A 17,612-nucleotide genomic window follows, 5' to 3' on the forward strand; every position below is an offset into this window, starting at 1 on the left:
CACCAATGAGTTCAATCAAAAAAGTCGTATTAGCCTATTCTGGTGGTCTAGATACATCGGCAATCGTGCCGTGGTTAAAAGAAAACTACGGCTGTGAAGTTATCGCATTCGTTGCTGATGTAGGTCAAGGCGCTGAAGAGCTTGAAGGCGTAGAAGAAAAAGCAATCGCTTCAGGCGCATCTGAATGTTATGTGGTTGACTTAAAAGACGAAATGGTCAGTGACTATATTTACCCAACCTTAAAAACGGGTTCTATTTACGAAGGCACTTATTTACTCGGTACGTCTATGGCGCGCCCAATTATTGCAAAAGCCCAAGTAGAGATTGCCCGTAAAGTAGGTGCTGATGCACTTTCGCATGGTTGTACTGGTAAAGGTAACGATCAGGTGCGTTTTGAGTCATGTTTCGCAGCCCTTGCACCAGATCTAAAAGTAATCGCACCGTGGCGTGAGTGGGATTTATCAAGCCGTGAATCACTACTTGATTACTTGGCTGAGCGTAATATTCCGTGTTCAGCGTCTGCTACAAAAATTTATAGCCGTGATGCTAACGCGTGGCACATTTCTCACGAAGGTGGTGAGCTTGAAGATCCATGGTGCCAACCAAGTGAGCAAGTGTGGACCTGGACTAACTCGCCAGAGCAAGCACCAAACGAACCTGAATACGTGACATTAAATGTTGTTGAAGGTGAAGTGGTTGCGGTAAATGGTGAGACGCTTAAACCTTATGACTGTTTAGTTAAATTAAATGACATTGCTGCGCCACACGGTGTGGGTCGTGTTGATATCGTCGAAAACCGTTTAGTTGGTATGAAGTCGCGTGGTTGTTACGAAACACCAGGGGGCACAGTGATCATGGCCGCATTACAAGCGGTTGATGAACTCGTGCTCGATAAATCAAGCCGTAAATGGAAAGAAGTACTGGGTGGTGAGTTTTCACACCTTGTCTATGACGGTCGTTGGTTTACACCATTGAAAGATTCGATTCTAGCAGGAGCTGAATCTCTGTCTAAACTCGCAACCGGTGAAGTGGTGCTTAAGCTTTATAAAGGCCAAGTCACTGCGGTACAGAAAAAATCACCGAATAGCTTATACAGTGAAGATTTCGCAACCTTCGGCGAAGATGATGTATATGACCAATCACATGCAGAAGGCTTCATTCGTTTATTCTCGCTATCTAGCAGAATCTCAGCACTAACGAAAAAGTAATTTAATTATTGCCCTGCAAAGCGGGGCAATCGCCGAGTTTGGAGGCAGTTCAATGGCATTATGGGGCGGACGTTTTTCTACGGGGCCAGATGAAGCGTTTAAGCAATTTAACGATTCTCTTCCTTTTGATTATCAACTTGCAGAGCAAGACATTATTGGTTCGGTTGCTTGGGCGGGAGCGCTTAAGCAGGTTAATGTGTTAAATCAGCAAGAGTATGATGACCTCGTTGCAGCACTGAATAAGCTGTTAGATGAAGTAAAAGCAAATCCACAAGCAGTGGCTGGAGCAGGGCATGAAGATATTCATTCTTATGTTGAGTCAGCACTGATTGATAAAGTGGGCGAGCTTGCTAAAAAGCTTCATACGGGTCGTAGTCGTAATGACCAAGTAGCGACAGATTTCCGTTTATGGTGTCGTGATACTGCCGAGCATATTCTTGAAGCAATTGCAGAGCTCAAAGGTGAGTTTATTGCCTTAGCTGAGCGTGAACTTGGTACTATTTTACCGGGTTACACACACTTACAGCGTGCACAACCCGTGTTATTTAGTCATTGGTGTATGGCCTATGTTGAAATGCTTGAGCGTGATGAAAGCCGTTTAACCGATGCCAAAAATCGTATGAATTATTGCCCACTCGGTAGCGGTGCTTTAGCGGGTACTGCGTACCCAATAGATAGGCAAACTCTTGCCGAAGGGTTAGGCTTTACCGCAGCAACACGTAATAGTTTAGATGCTGTATCTGACCGTGACTTTGTGGTTGAGCTATTAAGCTGCGCGTCAATTTCAATGATTCATTTGTCGCGTATGGCCGAAGATCTGATTTTTTATAACTCAGGCGAAGCAGGCTTTATAGAGCTGTCTGATGGGGTAACATCAGGCTCATCATTAATGCCGCAAAAGAAAAACCCAGATGCACTTGAGTTAATCCGTGGTAAAACGGGGCGTGTATTTGGTGCATTTAGCGCCATGATGATGACACTTAAAGCACTGCCGCTTGCTTACAATAAAGATATGCAAGAGGACAAAGAAGGCTTATTTGATGCGATGCCAACGTGGCTTGCGTGTATTCATATGGCGCAAGCGTGCATCAAAGGTATTAAAGTTAATGCAGATAAAACCCTTGCTGCTGCAAAAGGTGGTCACTCAAATGCGACTGAGCTTGCTGACTATTTAGTGGCTAAAGGTATCCCCTTTAGAGAAGGGCACCATATTGTTGGTACCTTAGTGAAAATGGCTATTTCTAAAGGTAATAACTTAGAAGATTTAAGTTTAGAACAATTTAAATCTGTGCATAGCATTTTCGAGTCAGATGTCTATCCTGTATTAGAAATAGACGCATGTATAAAAGCACGTCAGGCATTAGGTGGTACCTCTGTTGAGCAAGTCTCTAGTGCAATTAAATATGCAAAAAAAAACGGCAAATAAAAGTACGTGATGCAAATTTAAATGACGTTGAGAGCATTGCTCAGCTAATTCAATACTGGGCAATGAATGGTGAGAACTTACCTCGCGCTAAAAGTGACATGATTCATTCAATCAATGAATTTGCAGTCACGGAGGTTGCAGACAAGGTTGCAGGCTGCGCCTCATTGTATATTTACGATACAGGACTTGCAGAGATCCGATCTTTAGGGATTGATCCAAAGATGAGTATCAAAGGCCAAGGCAGGCAATTAGTTGAGCACTTATTAGTTAAAGCCAAAAAGTTGGCGCTTAGCCGTGTCATTGTATTAACGCGCGTGCCAGATTTTTTTAAAAAACAAGGCTTCAGCTGTTGCAGTAAAGATAGCTTACCGGAAAAAGTCATGAAAGATTGTGAGCTTTGCCTTCGCAAAGACAATTGCGATGAAGTCGCAATGGAATTTATTTTAAGGCCTCGTGATAATGCGGTGATCCCGTGTAAAAACGTAGCTTAATTTCCCTGGATAGTAAAAACGTACGGTTACCCCTGTGCGTTTTTTTATGCCTGAAGTTTACTGAGTTGATCAAAAAGATCTGTTTAAGCGAAAAGTTGGATCGTTAGTTGCTTAGTTTGATATGTAGCAGAAATGCTGCAAAAATGTACAAAAAGCGTCAATAAAACGAGAGCGCTGAGTACGTTTGTGATTCGTCACACGTTAACTACAATTTAAACTTAAAGGATTTAAATCATGCAAATTTCAAATAATAGTCAGCTGCAGATGCAAGCTTATAACCAAATGCAGCAAACTAAGCCTGCATTAGAACAAACTACTAGTAATAAAACCTTACAATCTGATACAGTAACTTTATCTAGTCAAGCACTGTCTTTATCTGGCAGCAATGAACTACAACGTGGTGGTGGTGGTCTTGTTTTCCCTGATAAGAAAGAGACATAAATTTTGGAAATAGTAAGTTAGATGTATTTTGATTTAAGCTCGCTCGGTTTACATTTCGACACAATTATAGTTTTAGGAATGCTAATGGCGTTCTTACTTAATTTGTTTTTTTATGTAAGCGAGCTTAACCGAAACAAATCATTAGTAGTTACTTCCTTTTTTATGGCTGTATCTTATTTTAGTAGTAACCACTTTATTAACCTAGAAAACTCCAACACTAACTTGTATATAGAGTGGTTTATTTACGACGTAGTCACACTCATACTTATTCTCTTTTCACATTACTTCTTAAAACACACATCTGTAGCTGCAAAATATATTTATGCTGGTTTAGTTATAAATAGCATCCTCTATGGATTGATACACATTGATCTGATTGTCCTCTGGAATCGGGAAGTTTGGTGGTTTTGGACATTTTATTCAATTGGTGTGAATGTTGTTGATTTCCTGATGATTGTTGCCTTGATCACCAATAAAGACTTCTTGTTTATTGGTAAGTGCAGAAAATATTTTTCTAAAAAGACAAAGAAAAATAAGCTTAGCTACCGATAAAATTCCTAGTACAGATAAAGCTTGTCTTCAAGTTCCTCTAAAATTAATAATAACGGTTGTAGTCAATTTAACTTATGAACTTTAGTAATTTAATATTAAATTTTCAGCAAACATTTGGTTCATACTTAGCAACTTTTATTATGTGGGGCTTTTTGATGACTTTTTTATTTAACATGGTAAGCAAGTCATCAATAGTATGCAGAGATAAAACATTAATGTGGATCTCTCTGACAATATTTTTATCATATTTGCTCACTGATCCTTTAATTACAATAGCATTTGAAATTGAATCTTTACGGTATGCCTCAGTATTTATGTTGTGGTTTTGTCTAGATTTAGCCTGTCTAGCAATAATTTGGTTAATCACTAGAAATAGCTCAATTAGTGATTTTCCAGCAAAGCTATATGTTACGGTAGGATTATTAACAAATAGCTTTTTATTTTTATGCCTTTATGTTGATGTTAGTGTTAACGGAAATGAAGAAAGGTGGTGGTTATGGGACCTTTACACTGTTACTGTTAACTTAATGGACATTATGATGTTAGTAGCATTACTAACTAACAAAGATTTCTTAAAGCTTGGAGCACTTGTTAGTCATATTAAAGCCAAACTCTGCTAGAGGTTTATTGTATGCTTGAATATCTCCAAGAATACTTAGGTGTGTATCTCGCCACTTTTATCATGTGGGGCTTTTTGATGGCCTTTTTGTACAACATGGTAAAAAAGTCTTCATCGGTAGGGGGTGGAGATAAAACAGTGATTTGGATAGCATTGGCAATGTTTTTATCTTATATGGTAAGTGATCCACTCCTTAACGTTACTTTAGGCTATAACATCCTCAATACGACACGTGCATATTTAATTTGGGCTGCGTCAGACTTAATTATGTTGTCTTTCATTTGGTTTGTTACCCGCAAAAAAAGCCTAAATGAGGTCCCTGCAAAGTTATATATTTTTACAGGACTCTCGGTGAATATTTTATTGTTTCTGGCAATGTATTACGACACCAACTATGCCCACTTTACTGGTCATTGGTGGTTTTGGGATGTGTACACCGTGACAGTTAATACGATGGATATAATGATGATAATTGCGCTGTTATGTAACAAAGACTTTCTGGGGTTTGTAAAGTTGTATAGATGGGGTCGGGGTCAAGCAAAGCTTACTTGACCCGTGATAGCGATTTAAAAACGAAATTCCCAGCTTGTTCTTAAGCCAGTATTTGTGTCAGAGTCATTGCCTATTTCATCCCTTGATACAAGTCCGGTTACTTTCCAAAGACCACTAAATAAAGATTGTTGATAACCAAGTTCTAATTGTAACTGCGTCATATCTGCACGTGTTTCTTCAACTTCCGCTTCACTGTCAATCCAACGTAGCTTTGCATGACCTCCATAACCATCTAGAGTATGGTAATAAGCACCTAACACAGCCGATTTACTTTGCTTAGGCACAGAGCTGCCAATAAGTCTTTGTTTTTGTGTGTAGCTACCCGAGCCGTATACACAATCAGCTGTAAGGCTACATTGTTGCTCTGTATTTGAGTATTCAAAATAGGTTTTCAGTAAACTGTCATTTGAACCAAAATAGCTTTCAATACCCACAGTATAAAAAGGATCACTCGGTGCAAGGCCACTTTCATTACGCCCCATTACATCTGCATAAAATGCAACAGGTTGCTGTGCTATGGATGTTGAGTATTTAACATCAATACTTGTTAGGCGATGGGTCGATGTTTGGCTTTCGAGTGTAACTGAATCGATATATTCATCAGTAAGATAATCAGAACTTGCCGTATTTACTGCAATTTCAAGCCCTTTTAATGGTGTACTTGCAAACCTTAAAGCCCAATAATCGCCTTCTTCACTGCTATTTAAAAATGGTTTTTGTTTAGCGTAAATACCTGTTAACTGCCAATTACCAATAAATGATAACCAACTAGGGCCAACATATTGACTGTTTGCACGTGAAAAGCGCAGGCCTTTCATCGGAGCAGCGTTATTCGATAGTAACAAGGCGTTGTCGTTACTCGGGCCCCACCAATGACTTACTTGCTCTGCACTGAGTGACCAGTTACCCATTAACACGGCTAGATAACTACCATGATAATTTGTGTATTTTCCATCGAGTGACTCGTCAGCATAGTTCACGCTTACTTTGGCACTTACTCGCTTACCGGTTATTGAACCATAGCTGTTAATACCACTTTTTTGCTGATCGCGTGTCGTAAAGCCTTGTTGTGTCTCGGGTTCACTATTGTAATTAAAGCGCACCCCAGAACTGTTTTTTCGTTTGGCATTATTAAGAGCGTGTTTAACGTGCTGATACGCGAAAAAACTACGTTCCTGTAAATTGTTAGGGTCGATAGCTGCTAAATCACCTGCAATACCTTGCCACATAAGCGGGTAACTATTGATAGGTTGTTTTATAATTCCTTGGTTGAAGAGCATCTCTATAGAAGCCCTTAACAAAGGGTCATCGCTTTCTATCCATGGCTCAGCAAGGCTTGGTGCAGAGATCATTAGTAAAGCACTTAAGCTAATGAACTTTTTTAGTTTCATCCGTGTATTTTTTCCTGTAATGCGGTGGCGACAATAGGGTTAACAAATTCGCTCACATCACCATGATGACGGGCAACTTCTTTAACGAGCGTCGAGGAAATAAACGAGTTTTTTTCAGCGGGTGTTAAAAACACACTTTCTAAATCAGGGTTTAGGCGTCGGTTCATATTTGCTAGCTGAAACTCATAGTCGAAGTCAGATACAGCACGAATACCACGAATGAGTACTTCAGCCTTATGCTCACGGGCAAGGTCAGCTAATAAACCAGAAAAGCCGATCACGCTTACATTTTTAAGGTGGGCTAAAATTGTATTTGCTAACTCTACGCGTTCTTCTAGTGTAAAACAGGGTTGTTTACTTGGGTTATGAGCAATAGCCACAATGACTTTGTCGAACATTTTAGCTGCTCGATGGATGAGGTCTGTGTGCCCATTCGTTAGCGGGTCAAAGGTACCTGGGTAGATTGCAGTAACGTTCATATCTATCAGCTAGTTAAAAATTTGCTTGCTATAGTAACAGTGTTTTCACTCGTATGCAGCTTTGAAGTAAGAGCATCCTATTAGATTTTTTGGTTTTATATAAGGTACTAAGCCGATTGAAGTTAGAATTTTTCAAGGTAGTATTTTATTGCCACGCATTTGTTTATACTGCTTGGCTGAAAATGAACTTCAGATCGTAATAAATATAAAAATAGAGTAAGCAGCATATGAGCACAAAGGATAAAATCATACATACCAGCATTGAGCTATTTAATCTCCATGGAGAGCGTGCTATTACGACCAATCACATTGCTGCGCACATGGGTATTAGCCCAGGCAATCTGTATTATCACTTTAAAAATAAAGAAGACATCATTCGTCACATTTTTGCTTTATACAGTGAACACCTCCATACGCACTTTAAACCACTAAAACCTGAAGACAATGCGCTTGAAAACTTAGCAGGGTACTTAGATTCTTTGTTTGAACTGATGTGGCGATTTCAATTTTTTTACGATAATTTGGGTGATATTTTATCCCGTGATGAAGTATTAAAAAAAGACTATATTGAGTTTCAAGCTGCGCTGTTAGAGCAGGTAAAAGAGGTGTTATTTGCATTACGTTCAGGTGGCATTATTACTATTGATGACGCCGATGTAACAGAGCTTGCCCATATGCTTAAAATGACAGTGAGCTTTTGGACACCTTACATTAAAGCCCGCCGCTTGAGTGGTGAGCTTGCCAGAGAAGATATTTATAACGGTATTTTAAAAGTACTATTGCTATTAAAAGCTCATTGTACAGAGCAACATTTGGAACAAGTAAACAAATTAAGAGCAAAGTACTTAGCACTTGCTGACACTGAGCAAAGCGAACAATAATCCTACAAAGCAGTTTATTTCCTAGACGCTATAATTTTTGTTATAATCGCGCGCCCTTGAGGTTGGTATGCCTCGGGCCGTGTGAATCCCACTGTCTAAGAGTGAACTATGCTTAAATTTATCGTCAAATTACATCCTGAAATCGCTATTAAGAGTAAGTCTGTTCGTAAGCGTTTCACCAAGTTATTAGAAAATAACATTAAGATCGTTTTACGTCGCGTTGACGAAAAAGTGCAGGTTAGAAATAACTGGGACAATATCTCAGTGGTAAGCCTCCTAGACTCTGAGCAAGTTCGCTTAGATATTATTGATGGCTTAAAACGCATTCCAGGTATCGTACAGTTTATTGAAGTAACAGAAACAGACTTCGACTCAATCGACGATATTTACCAAAAAGCACTTGAACTAATTGGCCACACTATAGCAGGCAAAACATTCTGCGTGCGTTGTAAGCGTTCAGGTAAGCATGACTTCACATCGAGCGATGTAGAGCGCTACGTAGGTGGTGGTTTAAACCAGCATGTTGAAGGGGCGCGCGTTAAATTATCTCACCCTGAAGTTACAGTACGTTTAGAAGTACGTGATGATAAAGCCTATATCGTTACCCAAACTCACTTAGGTATAGCGGGCTTCCCGCTACCAACACAAGAAGATGTACTGTCGCTTATGTCGGGCGGTTTTGACTCTGGTGTTGCCAGTTATCAAATGATTCGTAAGGGCGCGCGTACTCACTTCTTGTTCTTTAACTTAGGCGGTGCTGCACACGAAATCGGTGTTAAGCAAGCAAGCTATTATATCTGGAAACAGTTCAGCTCTACTCATAAAGTTAAGTTTGTGACTGTTGATTTTGAACCTGTTGTTGCTGAAATCCTTGAAAACGTAGAAAACAGCCAAATGGGTGTGGTTCTTAAACGTATGATGATGCGTGCCGGTAGCCAAGTTGCAGAAAAACTAGGTGTACAAGCCCTTGTAACGGGTGAAAGTATTGGTCAAGTTTCAAGTCAAACACTTGCGAATTTGAGTGTGATTGACCGTGTGACTGAAACTTTAATCATTCGTCCGTTAATCCAACACGACAAGCAAGATATTATTAATATTGCGCGTCAAATTGGTACGGCTGAAATGGCAGAAAGCATGCCTGAATACTGTGGTGTGATCTCTAAAAAGCCAACAGTTAAAGCTAAAATCAAAACGATTCTTGCCGAAGAAGCTAAGTTTGATTTCGACGTGCTAAATACGGTAGTTGAAAATGCGCGTGTGATGGATATCCGTGATATCGACACCGAAGCAAAAGAAGAAGTGAAAGAGGCCGAATCTGTATCTGACTTACCAGAGGGGGCGGTTGTTGTAGATATTCGTTCACCTGAGGAAGAAGATGCCAATCCACTGGAGCTGGAAGGTATTGACGTTGTGCATTTACCTTTCTTCCGTTTAGCCACTAAATTTGGCGACTTACCAAAAGATAAAGAATATTACCTATATTGTGCGAAAGGGGTAATGAGCCAGCTGCAAGCGCTGATCCTGCACGAAGAAGGCTACAGTAATGTAAAAGTGTATCGCCCATAAAGGATACTGATAAAAGCGCGACACGTTCGCGCTTTTTTAATGGCTGGTGGAATTACTTATTTGGCGCTCATGCCTACGCGCCGTTTACTTTTTCCCTTGAAGCGTGCTTACTTTTTATGAAAACTCAGCTGTTTTGGTTTTTATCAAACTGAGCATTGCTTGATTATGAGGGGTTTTTACACCCAGCTTTGCACCTTGCTCACATACATAACCACAAATAGCATCAATTTCAGACTCTCTATTATGGCTGATGTCTTGCTGCATAGATGAAAAGTTTTCAGCGGTTGCAGTCATCACACAATAGGCCTGATCCAGTGCCTCGTTGAGCTTTACTTTGATACCTTGTTTATTGGCCACAAGGCAAGCTTCGCTGAGCAAATTAATGATACGGGTACTAAATTGCGGTGCACGTAACTGACCATTTTTAACGTTATGAATGGCTGTTAATGGATTAATAGCAATATTCACTAACAGTTTTTGCCAGCGCAATGCGTGAATATCATCGCTTATAGAAAAGTGCGGTAGGCTGCTAAATAGGTGTTTAAGTTCGTTGAGCTTTTCACTTGCCGCTATATTACATGCACCCAGCACGCTTTCACCGTTTCCAGTATGGTTTACACTATAAGGTGTTACTTTAAACCCAGCTAAACGCGTTGTTAAAAACGCTAATCCCTGAGTAGGTAACAGCTGAGCATTGAGTTCATCGACATTACCCATACCATTATGGGAGATAACGATCTGGCACTCTTTACTAAGGTAAGGTGTTATTTGCTTAAAAGCCGCTTGCACCTGAAATGCTTTAACAGTGATCACCACCAAGTCAAAGGGGGCAGACCCTGCAAGCTCTTGATGATTAATAAGACGAGCTTTAATAGGGTGTGATTTACCATTACTCGTTTGATAGAAGCGGGTGGTCAGGGTTGGTTTTCGGGTAAGTAATGTGATGTCATGCTGCGTGGATAAAAAATAGCTAAATAATAAGCCAATTGCGCCATCACCAACAATGAGAGTCTTAGCCATTGCGTTGCTTATTACCTAAGTGAAAACCAAGCTTTATAACAAAGTAGCTTACAGCACCAATAAAGTCAGCAACAAAATCACCAACAGAAGCTTGTCGGTAAGGCAGCATATCTTGCATAAATTCAATAGCAGCACCATAGCCTGCAAGTAGCAGAATTTGAACTACAAGAGGGAGTTTAAATGCTTTATCCATTACCATTGCGAGCACGAAGAAAATGCCAAAATGTGCGACTTTATCTATATGTGGAAAAAGGCTACCCACGCCTTTAATTTCTTTGGCGAATAAGAAAGTGAAGCCGATAATGCTTATTAAAAAAAGAACTTGGTAAACGCGCCTTGTCACGAAAAAATCCTAAAAGTCGTTTAAAAATGAACCCGCAGTATATCAAACATAATTATTATCGCACCTGAACGGCGTGCAGAAATATGTAAAGATTTATAAAATTGACGTTATAATCCTTGCCATATTAATTTTGAAAATTTGTTAGGAGAACCCCATGCCTTCATTTGATATTGTTTCTGAAGTAGAAATGAACGAAGCGCAAAATGCAGTAGACAACGCTAAGCGTGAGCTTGAGACGCGTTTTGATTTTCGTGGTGTTGATGCATCAATCGAATTAAGTGACAAAGTAATCAAGCTAAAAGCTGAAGCACCACAACAAGTTATGCAGCTTTTTGATATTCTCGCTGCGAAAATTTCAAAGCGTGGTTTAGATGTATCTAGCCTTGAGCTTAAAGATGAGTCGCGCAGTGGTAAGTACGTTATGCGTGATGTTGCACTTAAGCAAGGTATTGAGAAAGACGTAGCGAAGAAAATCGTTAAGTTAATCAAAGATTCAAAAATCAAAGTGCAAGCAGCAATTCAAGGTGAAGAATTACGTGTTACGGGTAAAAAGCGTGACGATTTACAAGAAGCGATGCAAGTTGTGCGTACTGCTGATTTAGGTCAGCCATTCCAATTTAAGAACTTCCGCGATTAATTCGCTGTTTGCACTATATACGTAATCTAGTGCATGAAAAATGAATTAAATGTCACTAAAGAGCCAAGCGGTCTATTTGTTTGGCTTTTTTGTTGATAAAAAAGCCTTTAGCAGTATAGCCGTCCATTGACTTTTATCCCTAAAATCATCACAATAGCGGCCTATTTTCAAGGTGCTTGCTGTACCTTCTAAGGTACCTATACTTCAAAGGTTGAAGTAGCAGCAAGATAATCGGGAAGCTGGTGCGTTTTCATGGAGAAAACAATGCCAACACTGCCCCCGCAACGGTAATGTGTGTGCCCTGCATACGCAAAGTCCGGAGACCGGCCTTGGAGTAACTTACTATTTGCGTGTGCGGTGGGCACAGGCTAGGGGATATCATGCTAAATAAATCTACCTTAGGCGTAGCGGTTGCTGCTGCGTTGTCTTTTTCTGTGTCTGCGGATGAGCAGTCAATCGAGCATATTACAGTCACGGCGAATAAATTCGAACAATCAATTAATGATGTATTGGCCAGCGTAACTGTCATTAACCGCACAGATATTGAAGCTAGCTATGCGCGAGACCTACCAAGTTTACTTGCCACCCGCGCAGGCTTTCAAATCAATGCCAATGGTGGCTTTGGTCAAAACGCAGGTGTTTCGCTGCGTGGTTCAGGCACACGTCATACACTTATCTTAATTGATGGTGTGCGCACAGGGTCTGCAACGCTTGGCTATAAAGGCATTAGCAATATTCCTTTAAACAGTATTGAACGTGTTGAGGTTATTAAAGGTTCTCGCGCTGCTGTGTATGGCTCTGATGCATTAGCGGGTGTGATTAATATTATTACTCGCAAAGCACAAAACACGACCTTAGATGTTACATTTGGTTCTGATTCTTACCAAGAGTACCAAGTGGCAACTGGTGGTCAGTTTGCTGGTGTTGATATTGCTGTTAATGCTGGTTATGAAAAAACAGATGGCTTTGATGTATTGCAAGGCGTAGCACCCGATGAAGATGGCTATGAAAATAAAAACCTTGGTTTTAACCTAGGCTATCAAAATGAGCAACTAGGGGAGCTTTTATTACAAGGTCAGTACTCAGAAGGTGAAGCGCAGTACGATAGTTCTTTTAGTCCTGCGGATAGCAGGGTAGAAAAAGGCGAATTTGAAAACTACCAGGCTTCATTAGGTTGGAAAAAGGCCTTTGAAAAACACAGCCATGCGATTGATATTGCAATCTCAAGCGACAGTTCAGACGATTCACGTATCGACTATACAGGTGCTGCTGTGGTTGATAAGTTTGAAACTGAACGTAAGCAAATCGATTACAACGGTCAATACTTTTTCAATCAAGCGCTGACACTAAGCGGTGGTTTAAATTGGTATAAAGATCATATAGAAACAACGAACGCTTATTTAAAAGATAGCCGTGAAGTGTTTGCAGCATTTATTGGTGCTTATTATGATGATGAACAAGTACTTGCTAATTTAACGCTACGTCAAGATGACGATCAACAGTTTGGCGACGAAACAACCTATACTGCTGCTGTGGGTTATCACTTAAACGACATCGCAACATTTCGTGTAAGTCAAAGTACCGGTTTTAAATCGCCTACATTTAATGATCTTTACTACCCAGGTTCAGGTAATCCAGAACTTAACCCTGAAACATCTGATAACCAAGAGTTAGGCTTATCATTAAATGTGAATGACATTAGCTTGGATATTGCGATTTTCCGTAATGAAATAGATAACAAAATTGCATGGGCACCAAATGCGTCTGGTGCTTGGCAGCCAACAAATATCAATGAAGCTCGCCACGAAGGGATAGAGTTTAGTTTCGAAAACCAAGTATTTGGTTTTGATCATAGCGTTAACTTTACTTACCTATCAGCAGAAGATACTGAAACAGGTGAAGCGCTGACTTATGTATCAAAACAAAGCGTGAACTGGTCACTACATAAAGCATGGGGCGACTTTGATGCGGGTATTGATATGCAGTACCGAGGAGACCGCGATGGTAAACTCACGCACTTGCCTTCATATACTCTGTGGAATTTTGTCGGTCACTACCAAGCAACTGATAATTTAACCTTATCACTTCGCGTAGAAAATTTGTTCGATAAACAGTACAACGCCGTTGATGCCTATGGCACTGACTTAGATGGTGACTTCATCAACGACGAGCTTTATTACTACAACACGGCTGATCGTCGCTTGTTTGTAGGTGCCCGTTATCAGTTCTAATAAAGAAAATTATTAGTTCTGCGTCTAAAAGCTCGCTACCTACTTAGCGGGCTTTTTTTATTTTAGTTTATCTGCGTAATGCTGAGCGAATTTTTCAAGTTTAGGTGCAATAAGAATACTGCAATAGCCTTGGTTAGGGTTTTCGGTATAGTAGTCTTGATGGTATTGCTCCGCAGGGTAAAAGTTAGTGAGTGGGCTTATTTCAGTGACTATTGGTTCGCGAATTTGCTTTTGTAAGTTAGCAATCATTGTCTCAGCCGCCACTTTTTGTTGTTCATCGTGGTAATAAATAACACTGCGATACTGGGTGCCAACATCATTACCTTGACGGTTTAGTTGCGTGGCATCGTGCAAAGTAAAAAACATTTCAAGTAAGCTATGGTAACTAATAATACTGCTGTCAAAATCAAGCTGAACGACTTCGGCGTGACCGGTTAAGCCAGTACAAATTTGCTGATAACTCGGGTTTTCAATGTCACCACCAGCATAACCAGAGCTGACGTTTAGCACACCTTTAACACGTCTAAATGCGGCATCAATACACCAGAAGCAACCACCGCCAAAAGTGGCTATTTGTATGTTGTTTTCCATTTTAATTTCCTCACCTTTTTGCTGACTATAGCTGAAAAAACAAAACGCCGTAAAGACGGCGTTTTATTATCGCTAAAGACTCGTTAAATGTCTTCCAGCGGTTTGTCTTTCGCTTGCTGTTCAAGTTTACCTTGTAAGTATTCGGGTGACTGAGTATTACGGGCAAGCGCTGTGTACGCTGCGGGAACTACATATAATGTTAGTAACGTAGCTACAATAACACCGGTAAATACCACAACACCAATAACCATTCGGCTTTCTGCACCTGGGCCACTTGCAAGTACAAGCGGAACAGAGCTCATCACAGTGGTGAGTGACGTCATGATGATAGGGCGTAAGCGTTGTGTTGCCGCCTGGGTAATGGCTTCGTTAAATTCAACGCCTTTGTCACGTAGTTGGTTAGCAAATTCAACAATTAAGATGCCGTTCTTGGCGCTCAAACCAATCAACATCACGATACCTATTTGGCTGTAAATATTTAACGTCAGATCTGTAAACCATAAACCAAAGAGCGCGCCAGCTAGGCCTAGTGGCACGGTTAGCATGATCACAAATGGATGTACAAAGCTTTCAAACTGGGCTGCAAGTACTAAGAAGGTCACTGTGAGCGCAAGAATGAAGACATAGGTCATCGCTGATGCACCTTCGTAAAACAACTGCGATTCACCTTTATAATCAATGGCTCCATCAATATCATTTTCTTCAGCAGCTACTTGGTTTAAGAAATTAAGTGCTTCTTCTAGTGTGTAGCCATCAGCTAAGTTTGCACTTAACGTGATTGCACGCATACGGTTGTAACGGTTTAATCGTGATGCGGTTGCTTCTTCTTTTAAGGTAATAAGGCTGTCCAGTGGAACGAGTTCACCACTGCGCGATTTCAAGTAGATATTTGAGATATCTGTTGGGTTAGCAAAGTCTTCTTTGGTCCCTTTGAGAATTACGTCATACTCTTCACCACGATCGATAAAGGTTGTGACACGTCGTTGCCCTAACATGGTCTCTAAAGTGCGGCCTACATCGGAAACGGATACGCCTAAATCTGCGGCTTTATTCTTGTTTATATTGATTAAAAACTGTGGAAACGTTTCTTTATAATCATGGTCAATACGCACAAGACCAGGATTTTTCTCTGCACGCTCTATGATGCGGTCACGCCACTTGGCGAGTTGATCATAATCGTTACCTTGTAATACAAACTCAATTGGACGCGATGAGCCACCGCCACCAATACCGCGGCGCATAATTGCAAATGCTCTAATATCTGTCACTTCGGTCATTTTACCGCTAATTTCGTCCATCACTTCCCATGTTGAACGCTTACGTTTATCCCAATCGGCCATACCAACGATTGCTACACCACCTTGGCCGCCCCAGCCAGGCACACGAATAAGTACGCGGCTTAGTTCTCCTGATTCAGAGTAAGGCATTAAACGCTCTTCAATTTTGGCCATGTTTGCTGCGTTATTCTCATAACTTGCGCCTTCAGGGCCGCTCATCATGATAAAGAAAGTGCCGCGGTCTTCTTTTGGAGTGAGCTCTGATGGTACCTGCTTAAATAGCATAAAGCTGACAACACCCATTAAGATCATGGTAAATAATAGACCCCATTTACGGCTCATGTTCGATTGCAGTGAATTGCGATAGCCATTCTCTATTTTGCTAAACGAGCGATCCATCCATTGGCTAAATTTACTTTCTTTCTCTGAGGCTTTAAGTACTTTTGAGCATAAAGCGGGAGACAGTGTTAGTGCTGTGATACTTGAAAAGAACACTGCAGCACTCACCGCCATAGCAAACTCGGTAAATAACGCGCCAATTCGGCCATCCATAAATACCAACGGCACGAATACAGAAATGAGCACAAGTGTGGTGGCAATAATGGCAAACCCTACTTCACGGGCACCACGAAATGCTGCAAGTAAAGGCGGCTCGCCAAGCTCAATTCGGCGGTGGATATTTTCAAGCATAACAATGGCGTCATCTACCACTAGGCCGATAGCTAACACTAAAGCGAGCAGGGTAAGTAAGTTGATTGAGTAGCCCATTGCAAGTAAGAACATAAAGCTACCAACAAGTGCCACAGGTACTGTTACAGCCGGCACTAAGGTTGCGCGAATATTGCCAAGGAATAAGTAAATAACTAATACAACGAGTGCCATTGAAATTGCAAGGGTACGATACACCTCATCAATCGACTCTTTGATGAAAACAGACGAGTCATAACTGTCTTCAATGGTGGTACCTTCAGGTAAGTTGCGTTTGATTTTTTCAAGCTCAGCGCGAGCGTTATCAACCACAGTTAAGGTATTCGCTTTGGCTTGCTTTACGATACCCAAACCAATCATATTTCGACCATTACCACGAAATAGGCTTTCGTCGTCGGCTGCTTCTAAGTGAACATCTGCAACTTCGTCAAGGCGAACTAAGTAGCCGTCATCACCACGCTTAATAACAAGGTTTCTAAAATCACGTTGGTCTTTATAGCTGCGGGCAGTACGAACGGTAAAGTCACGGTCAATCGATTCAATTTCACCTGCAGGAAGTTCTACGTTTTCTGTACGAAGGGTATTTTCGATGTCACTGCTGGTGATACCTCGAGCAGCCATGGCTTTGCGGTTTAGCCAAATTTTCATTGCGTATTTACGCTCACCACCTACACGAACGTTTGAAACACCGTCAACAACGGCTAAACGGTCGACAATAAAACGCTGTGCGTAGTCAGAGAGCTGTAATGAGTCCATCGTTGTACTGTTTAGTACGAACCAAGCAATCGGACTTTCATCACTATTTGATTTTGATACTTCGGGTGGGCGAACTTGCTCAGGTAGGCTATCAAGTGCTCTCGCTACACGCTCACGAACATCATTTGATGCAGCATCAATATCACGACTGATATTAAATTCAATGGTGATGTTAGAGCGGCCATTGCGGCTTGACGAGTTAATACTTTTGATACCTTCAATACCCGATATGCGGTTTTCGAGTACTTGGGTTATTTTGGTTTCGATTATCTCTGCGCTGGCTCCTGTATACTCAGTGCTTACACTCACAATTGGCGTTTCAATATCAGGGTATTCACGCAGTGGTAGCATTGAAAATGCAACGAGACCAAAGGTAAGCAGCAATAAGTTTATTACGATCGCAAAGACCGGACGTTTAACGCTAGTATCTGTAATTTTCATGC

15 protein-coding genes, 1 pseudogene and 1 riboswitch are annotated in these 17,612 nt (G+C 40.9%); of the genes and pseudogenes, 10 read left to right on the forward strand and 6 right to left on the reverse strand.

The genetic code is table 11. The features are described from left to right. The first annotated feature begins 5 nt into the window (after positions 1-5). From NYF15_RS20330 to NYF15_RS20355, 6 genes and pseudogenes are all read left to right on the forward strand, one after another. Positions 6-1,208, forward strand: coding sequence for an argininosuccinate synthase (locus NYF15_RS20330; protein WP_062568744.1), 1,203 nt, complete (start codon positions 6-8; stop codon positions 1,206-1,208). Between the two features lie 52 nt (positions 1,209-1,260). Next, a pseudogene (argH, locus tag NYF15_RS20335) lies at positions 1,261-3,125 on the forward strand (argininosuccinate lyase). Between the two features lie 234 nt (positions 3,126-3,359). Continuing rightward, positions 3,360-3,566, forward strand: a complete 207-nt coding sequence (locus NYF15_RS20340) for a hypothetical protein (protein ID WP_371354495.1) — start codon at positions 3,360-3,362, stop codon at positions 3,564-3,566. An 84-nt stretch (positions 3,567-3,650) separates the two neighbouring features. Further along, positions 3,651-4,118: a hypothetical protein gene (locus NYF15_RS20345; RefSeq protein WP_371354496.1), complete on the forward strand. Its 468-nt coding sequence runs from the start codon at positions 3,651-3,653 to the stop codon at positions 4,116-4,118. A gap of 74 nt (positions 4,119-4,192) precedes the next feature. Beyond that, complete coding sequence (locus tag NYF15_RS20350; RefSeq protein ID WP_371354497.1) at positions 4,193-4,738, forward strand: hypothetical protein; 546 nt, start codon at positions 4,193-4,195, stop codon at positions 4,736-4,738. 11 nt (positions 4,739-4,749) lie between these two features. Further along, entirely contained in the window at positions 4,750-5,289 is a 540-nt protein-coding gene (locus NYF15_RS20355; RefSeq protein WP_371354498.1) for a hypothetical protein, read from the forward strand. A gap of 14 nt (positions 5,290-5,303) precedes the next feature. Here NYF15_RS20355 and NYF15_RS20360 read toward each other — a convergent pair whose 3' ends face one another. Both NYF15_RS20360 and coaD read right to left on the reverse strand, forming a co-directional pair. Beyond that, the gene (locus NYF15_RS20360) at positions 5,304-6,680 is read right to left on the reverse strand and encodes a capsule assembly Wzi family protein (protein ID WP_371354499.1); all 1,377 of its coding nucleotides are present in this window, start codon (positions 6,678-6,680) and stop codon (positions 5,304-5,306) included. Then, a complete protein-coding gene (gene coaD, locus NYF15_RS20365) occupies positions 6,677-7,159 on the reverse strand; it encodes a pantetheine-phosphate adenylyltransferase (RefSeq protein ID WP_062568751.1) in 483 nt (160 codons plus the stop codon). Before coaD ends, NYF15_RS20360 begins: the two co-directional genes overlap by 4 nt. A 227-nt stretch (positions 7,160-7,386) precedes the next feature. Between coaD and NYF15_RS20370 the strand changes: the two genes are divergently transcribed. Both NYF15_RS20370 and thiI read left to right on the forward strand, forming a co-directional pair. Beyond that, positions 7,387-8,040, forward strand: coding sequence for a TetR/AcrR family transcriptional regulator (locus tag NYF15_RS20370; protein WP_130149504.1), 654 nt, complete (start codon positions 7,387-7,389; stop codon positions 8,038-8,040). 108 nt (positions 8,041-8,148) lie between these two features. After that, complete coding sequence (gene thiI, locus NYF15_RS20375; RefSeq protein ID WP_130149505.1) at positions 8,149-9,606, forward strand: tRNA uracil 4-sulfurtransferase ThiI; 1,458 nt, start codon at positions 8,149-8,151, stop codon at positions 9,604-9,606. 114 nt (positions 9,607-9,720) lie between these two features. On the opposite strand, the gene NYF15_RS20380 is transcribed toward thiI, so the two are convergent. Together NYF15_RS20380 and NYF15_RS20385 are read right to left on the reverse strand one after the other, a co-directional pair. After that, positions 9,721-10,626, reverse strand: coding sequence for a ketopantoate reductase family protein (locus NYF15_RS20380; RefSeq protein ID WP_371354500.1), 906 nt, complete (start codon positions 10,624-10,626; stop codon positions 9,721-9,723). Further along, the gene (locus tag NYF15_RS20385) at positions 10,619-10,969 is read right to left on the reverse strand and encodes a VanZ family protein (RefSeq protein WP_130149507.1); all 351 of its coding nucleotides are present in this window, start codon (positions 10,967-10,969) and stop codon (positions 10,619-10,621) included. Before NYF15_RS20385 ends, NYF15_RS20380 begins: the two co-directional genes overlap by 8 nt. Positions 10,970-11,123: 154 nt before the next feature. Here NYF15_RS20385 and NYF15_RS20390 point away from each other — a divergent pair, with 154 nt between their 5' ends. After that, positions 11,124-11,606 (forward strand): YajQ family cyclic di-GMP-binding protein, encoded by a 483-nt coding sequence (locus tag NYF15_RS20390; RefSeq protein ID WP_054551104.1) that lies wholly within the window; start codon positions 11,124-11,126, stop codon positions 11,604-11,606. Positions 11,607-11,780: 174 nt separating this feature from the next. Continuing rightward, positions 11,781-11,953: riboswitch (cobalamin riboswitch) on the forward strand. A gap of 33 nt (positions 11,954-11,986) precedes the next feature. Next, positions 11,987-13,837 carry a TonB-dependent receptor domain-containing protein gene (locus tag NYF15_RS20395; RefSeq protein ID WP_371354501.1) on the forward strand — a complete coding sequence of 617 codons (1,851 nt, stop codon included), beginning with the start codon at positions 11,987-11,989 and terminating at the stop codon, positions 13,835-13,837. A gap of 57 nt (positions 13,838-13,894) precedes the next feature. Here NYF15_RS20395 and msrA read toward each other — a convergent pair whose 3' ends face one another. Both msrA and NYF15_RS20405 read right to left on the reverse strand, forming a co-directional pair. After that, a complete protein-coding gene (msrA, locus tag NYF15_RS20400; RefSeq protein WP_130149509.1) occupies positions 13,895-14,428 on the reverse strand; it encodes a peptide-methionine (S)-S-oxide reductase MsrA in 534 nt (177 codons plus the stop codon). Between the two features lie 83 nt (positions 14,429-14,511). After that, on the reverse strand, positions 14,512-17,610 hold the full coding sequence (locus tag NYF15_RS20405; RefSeq protein WP_371354502.1) for an efflux RND transporter permease subunit: 3,099 nt from the start codon (positions 17,608-17,610) through the stop codon (positions 14,512-14,514). Positions 17,611-17,612: the final 2 nt, after the last annotated feature.

The sequence above is a fragment of the Pseudoalteromonas sp. 68 DY56-GL68 genome, from assembly GCF_041414825.1.
Taxonomy (GTDB): domain Bacteria; phylum Pseudomonadota; class Gammaproteobacteria; order Enterobacterales; family Alteromonadaceae; genus Pseudoalteromonas.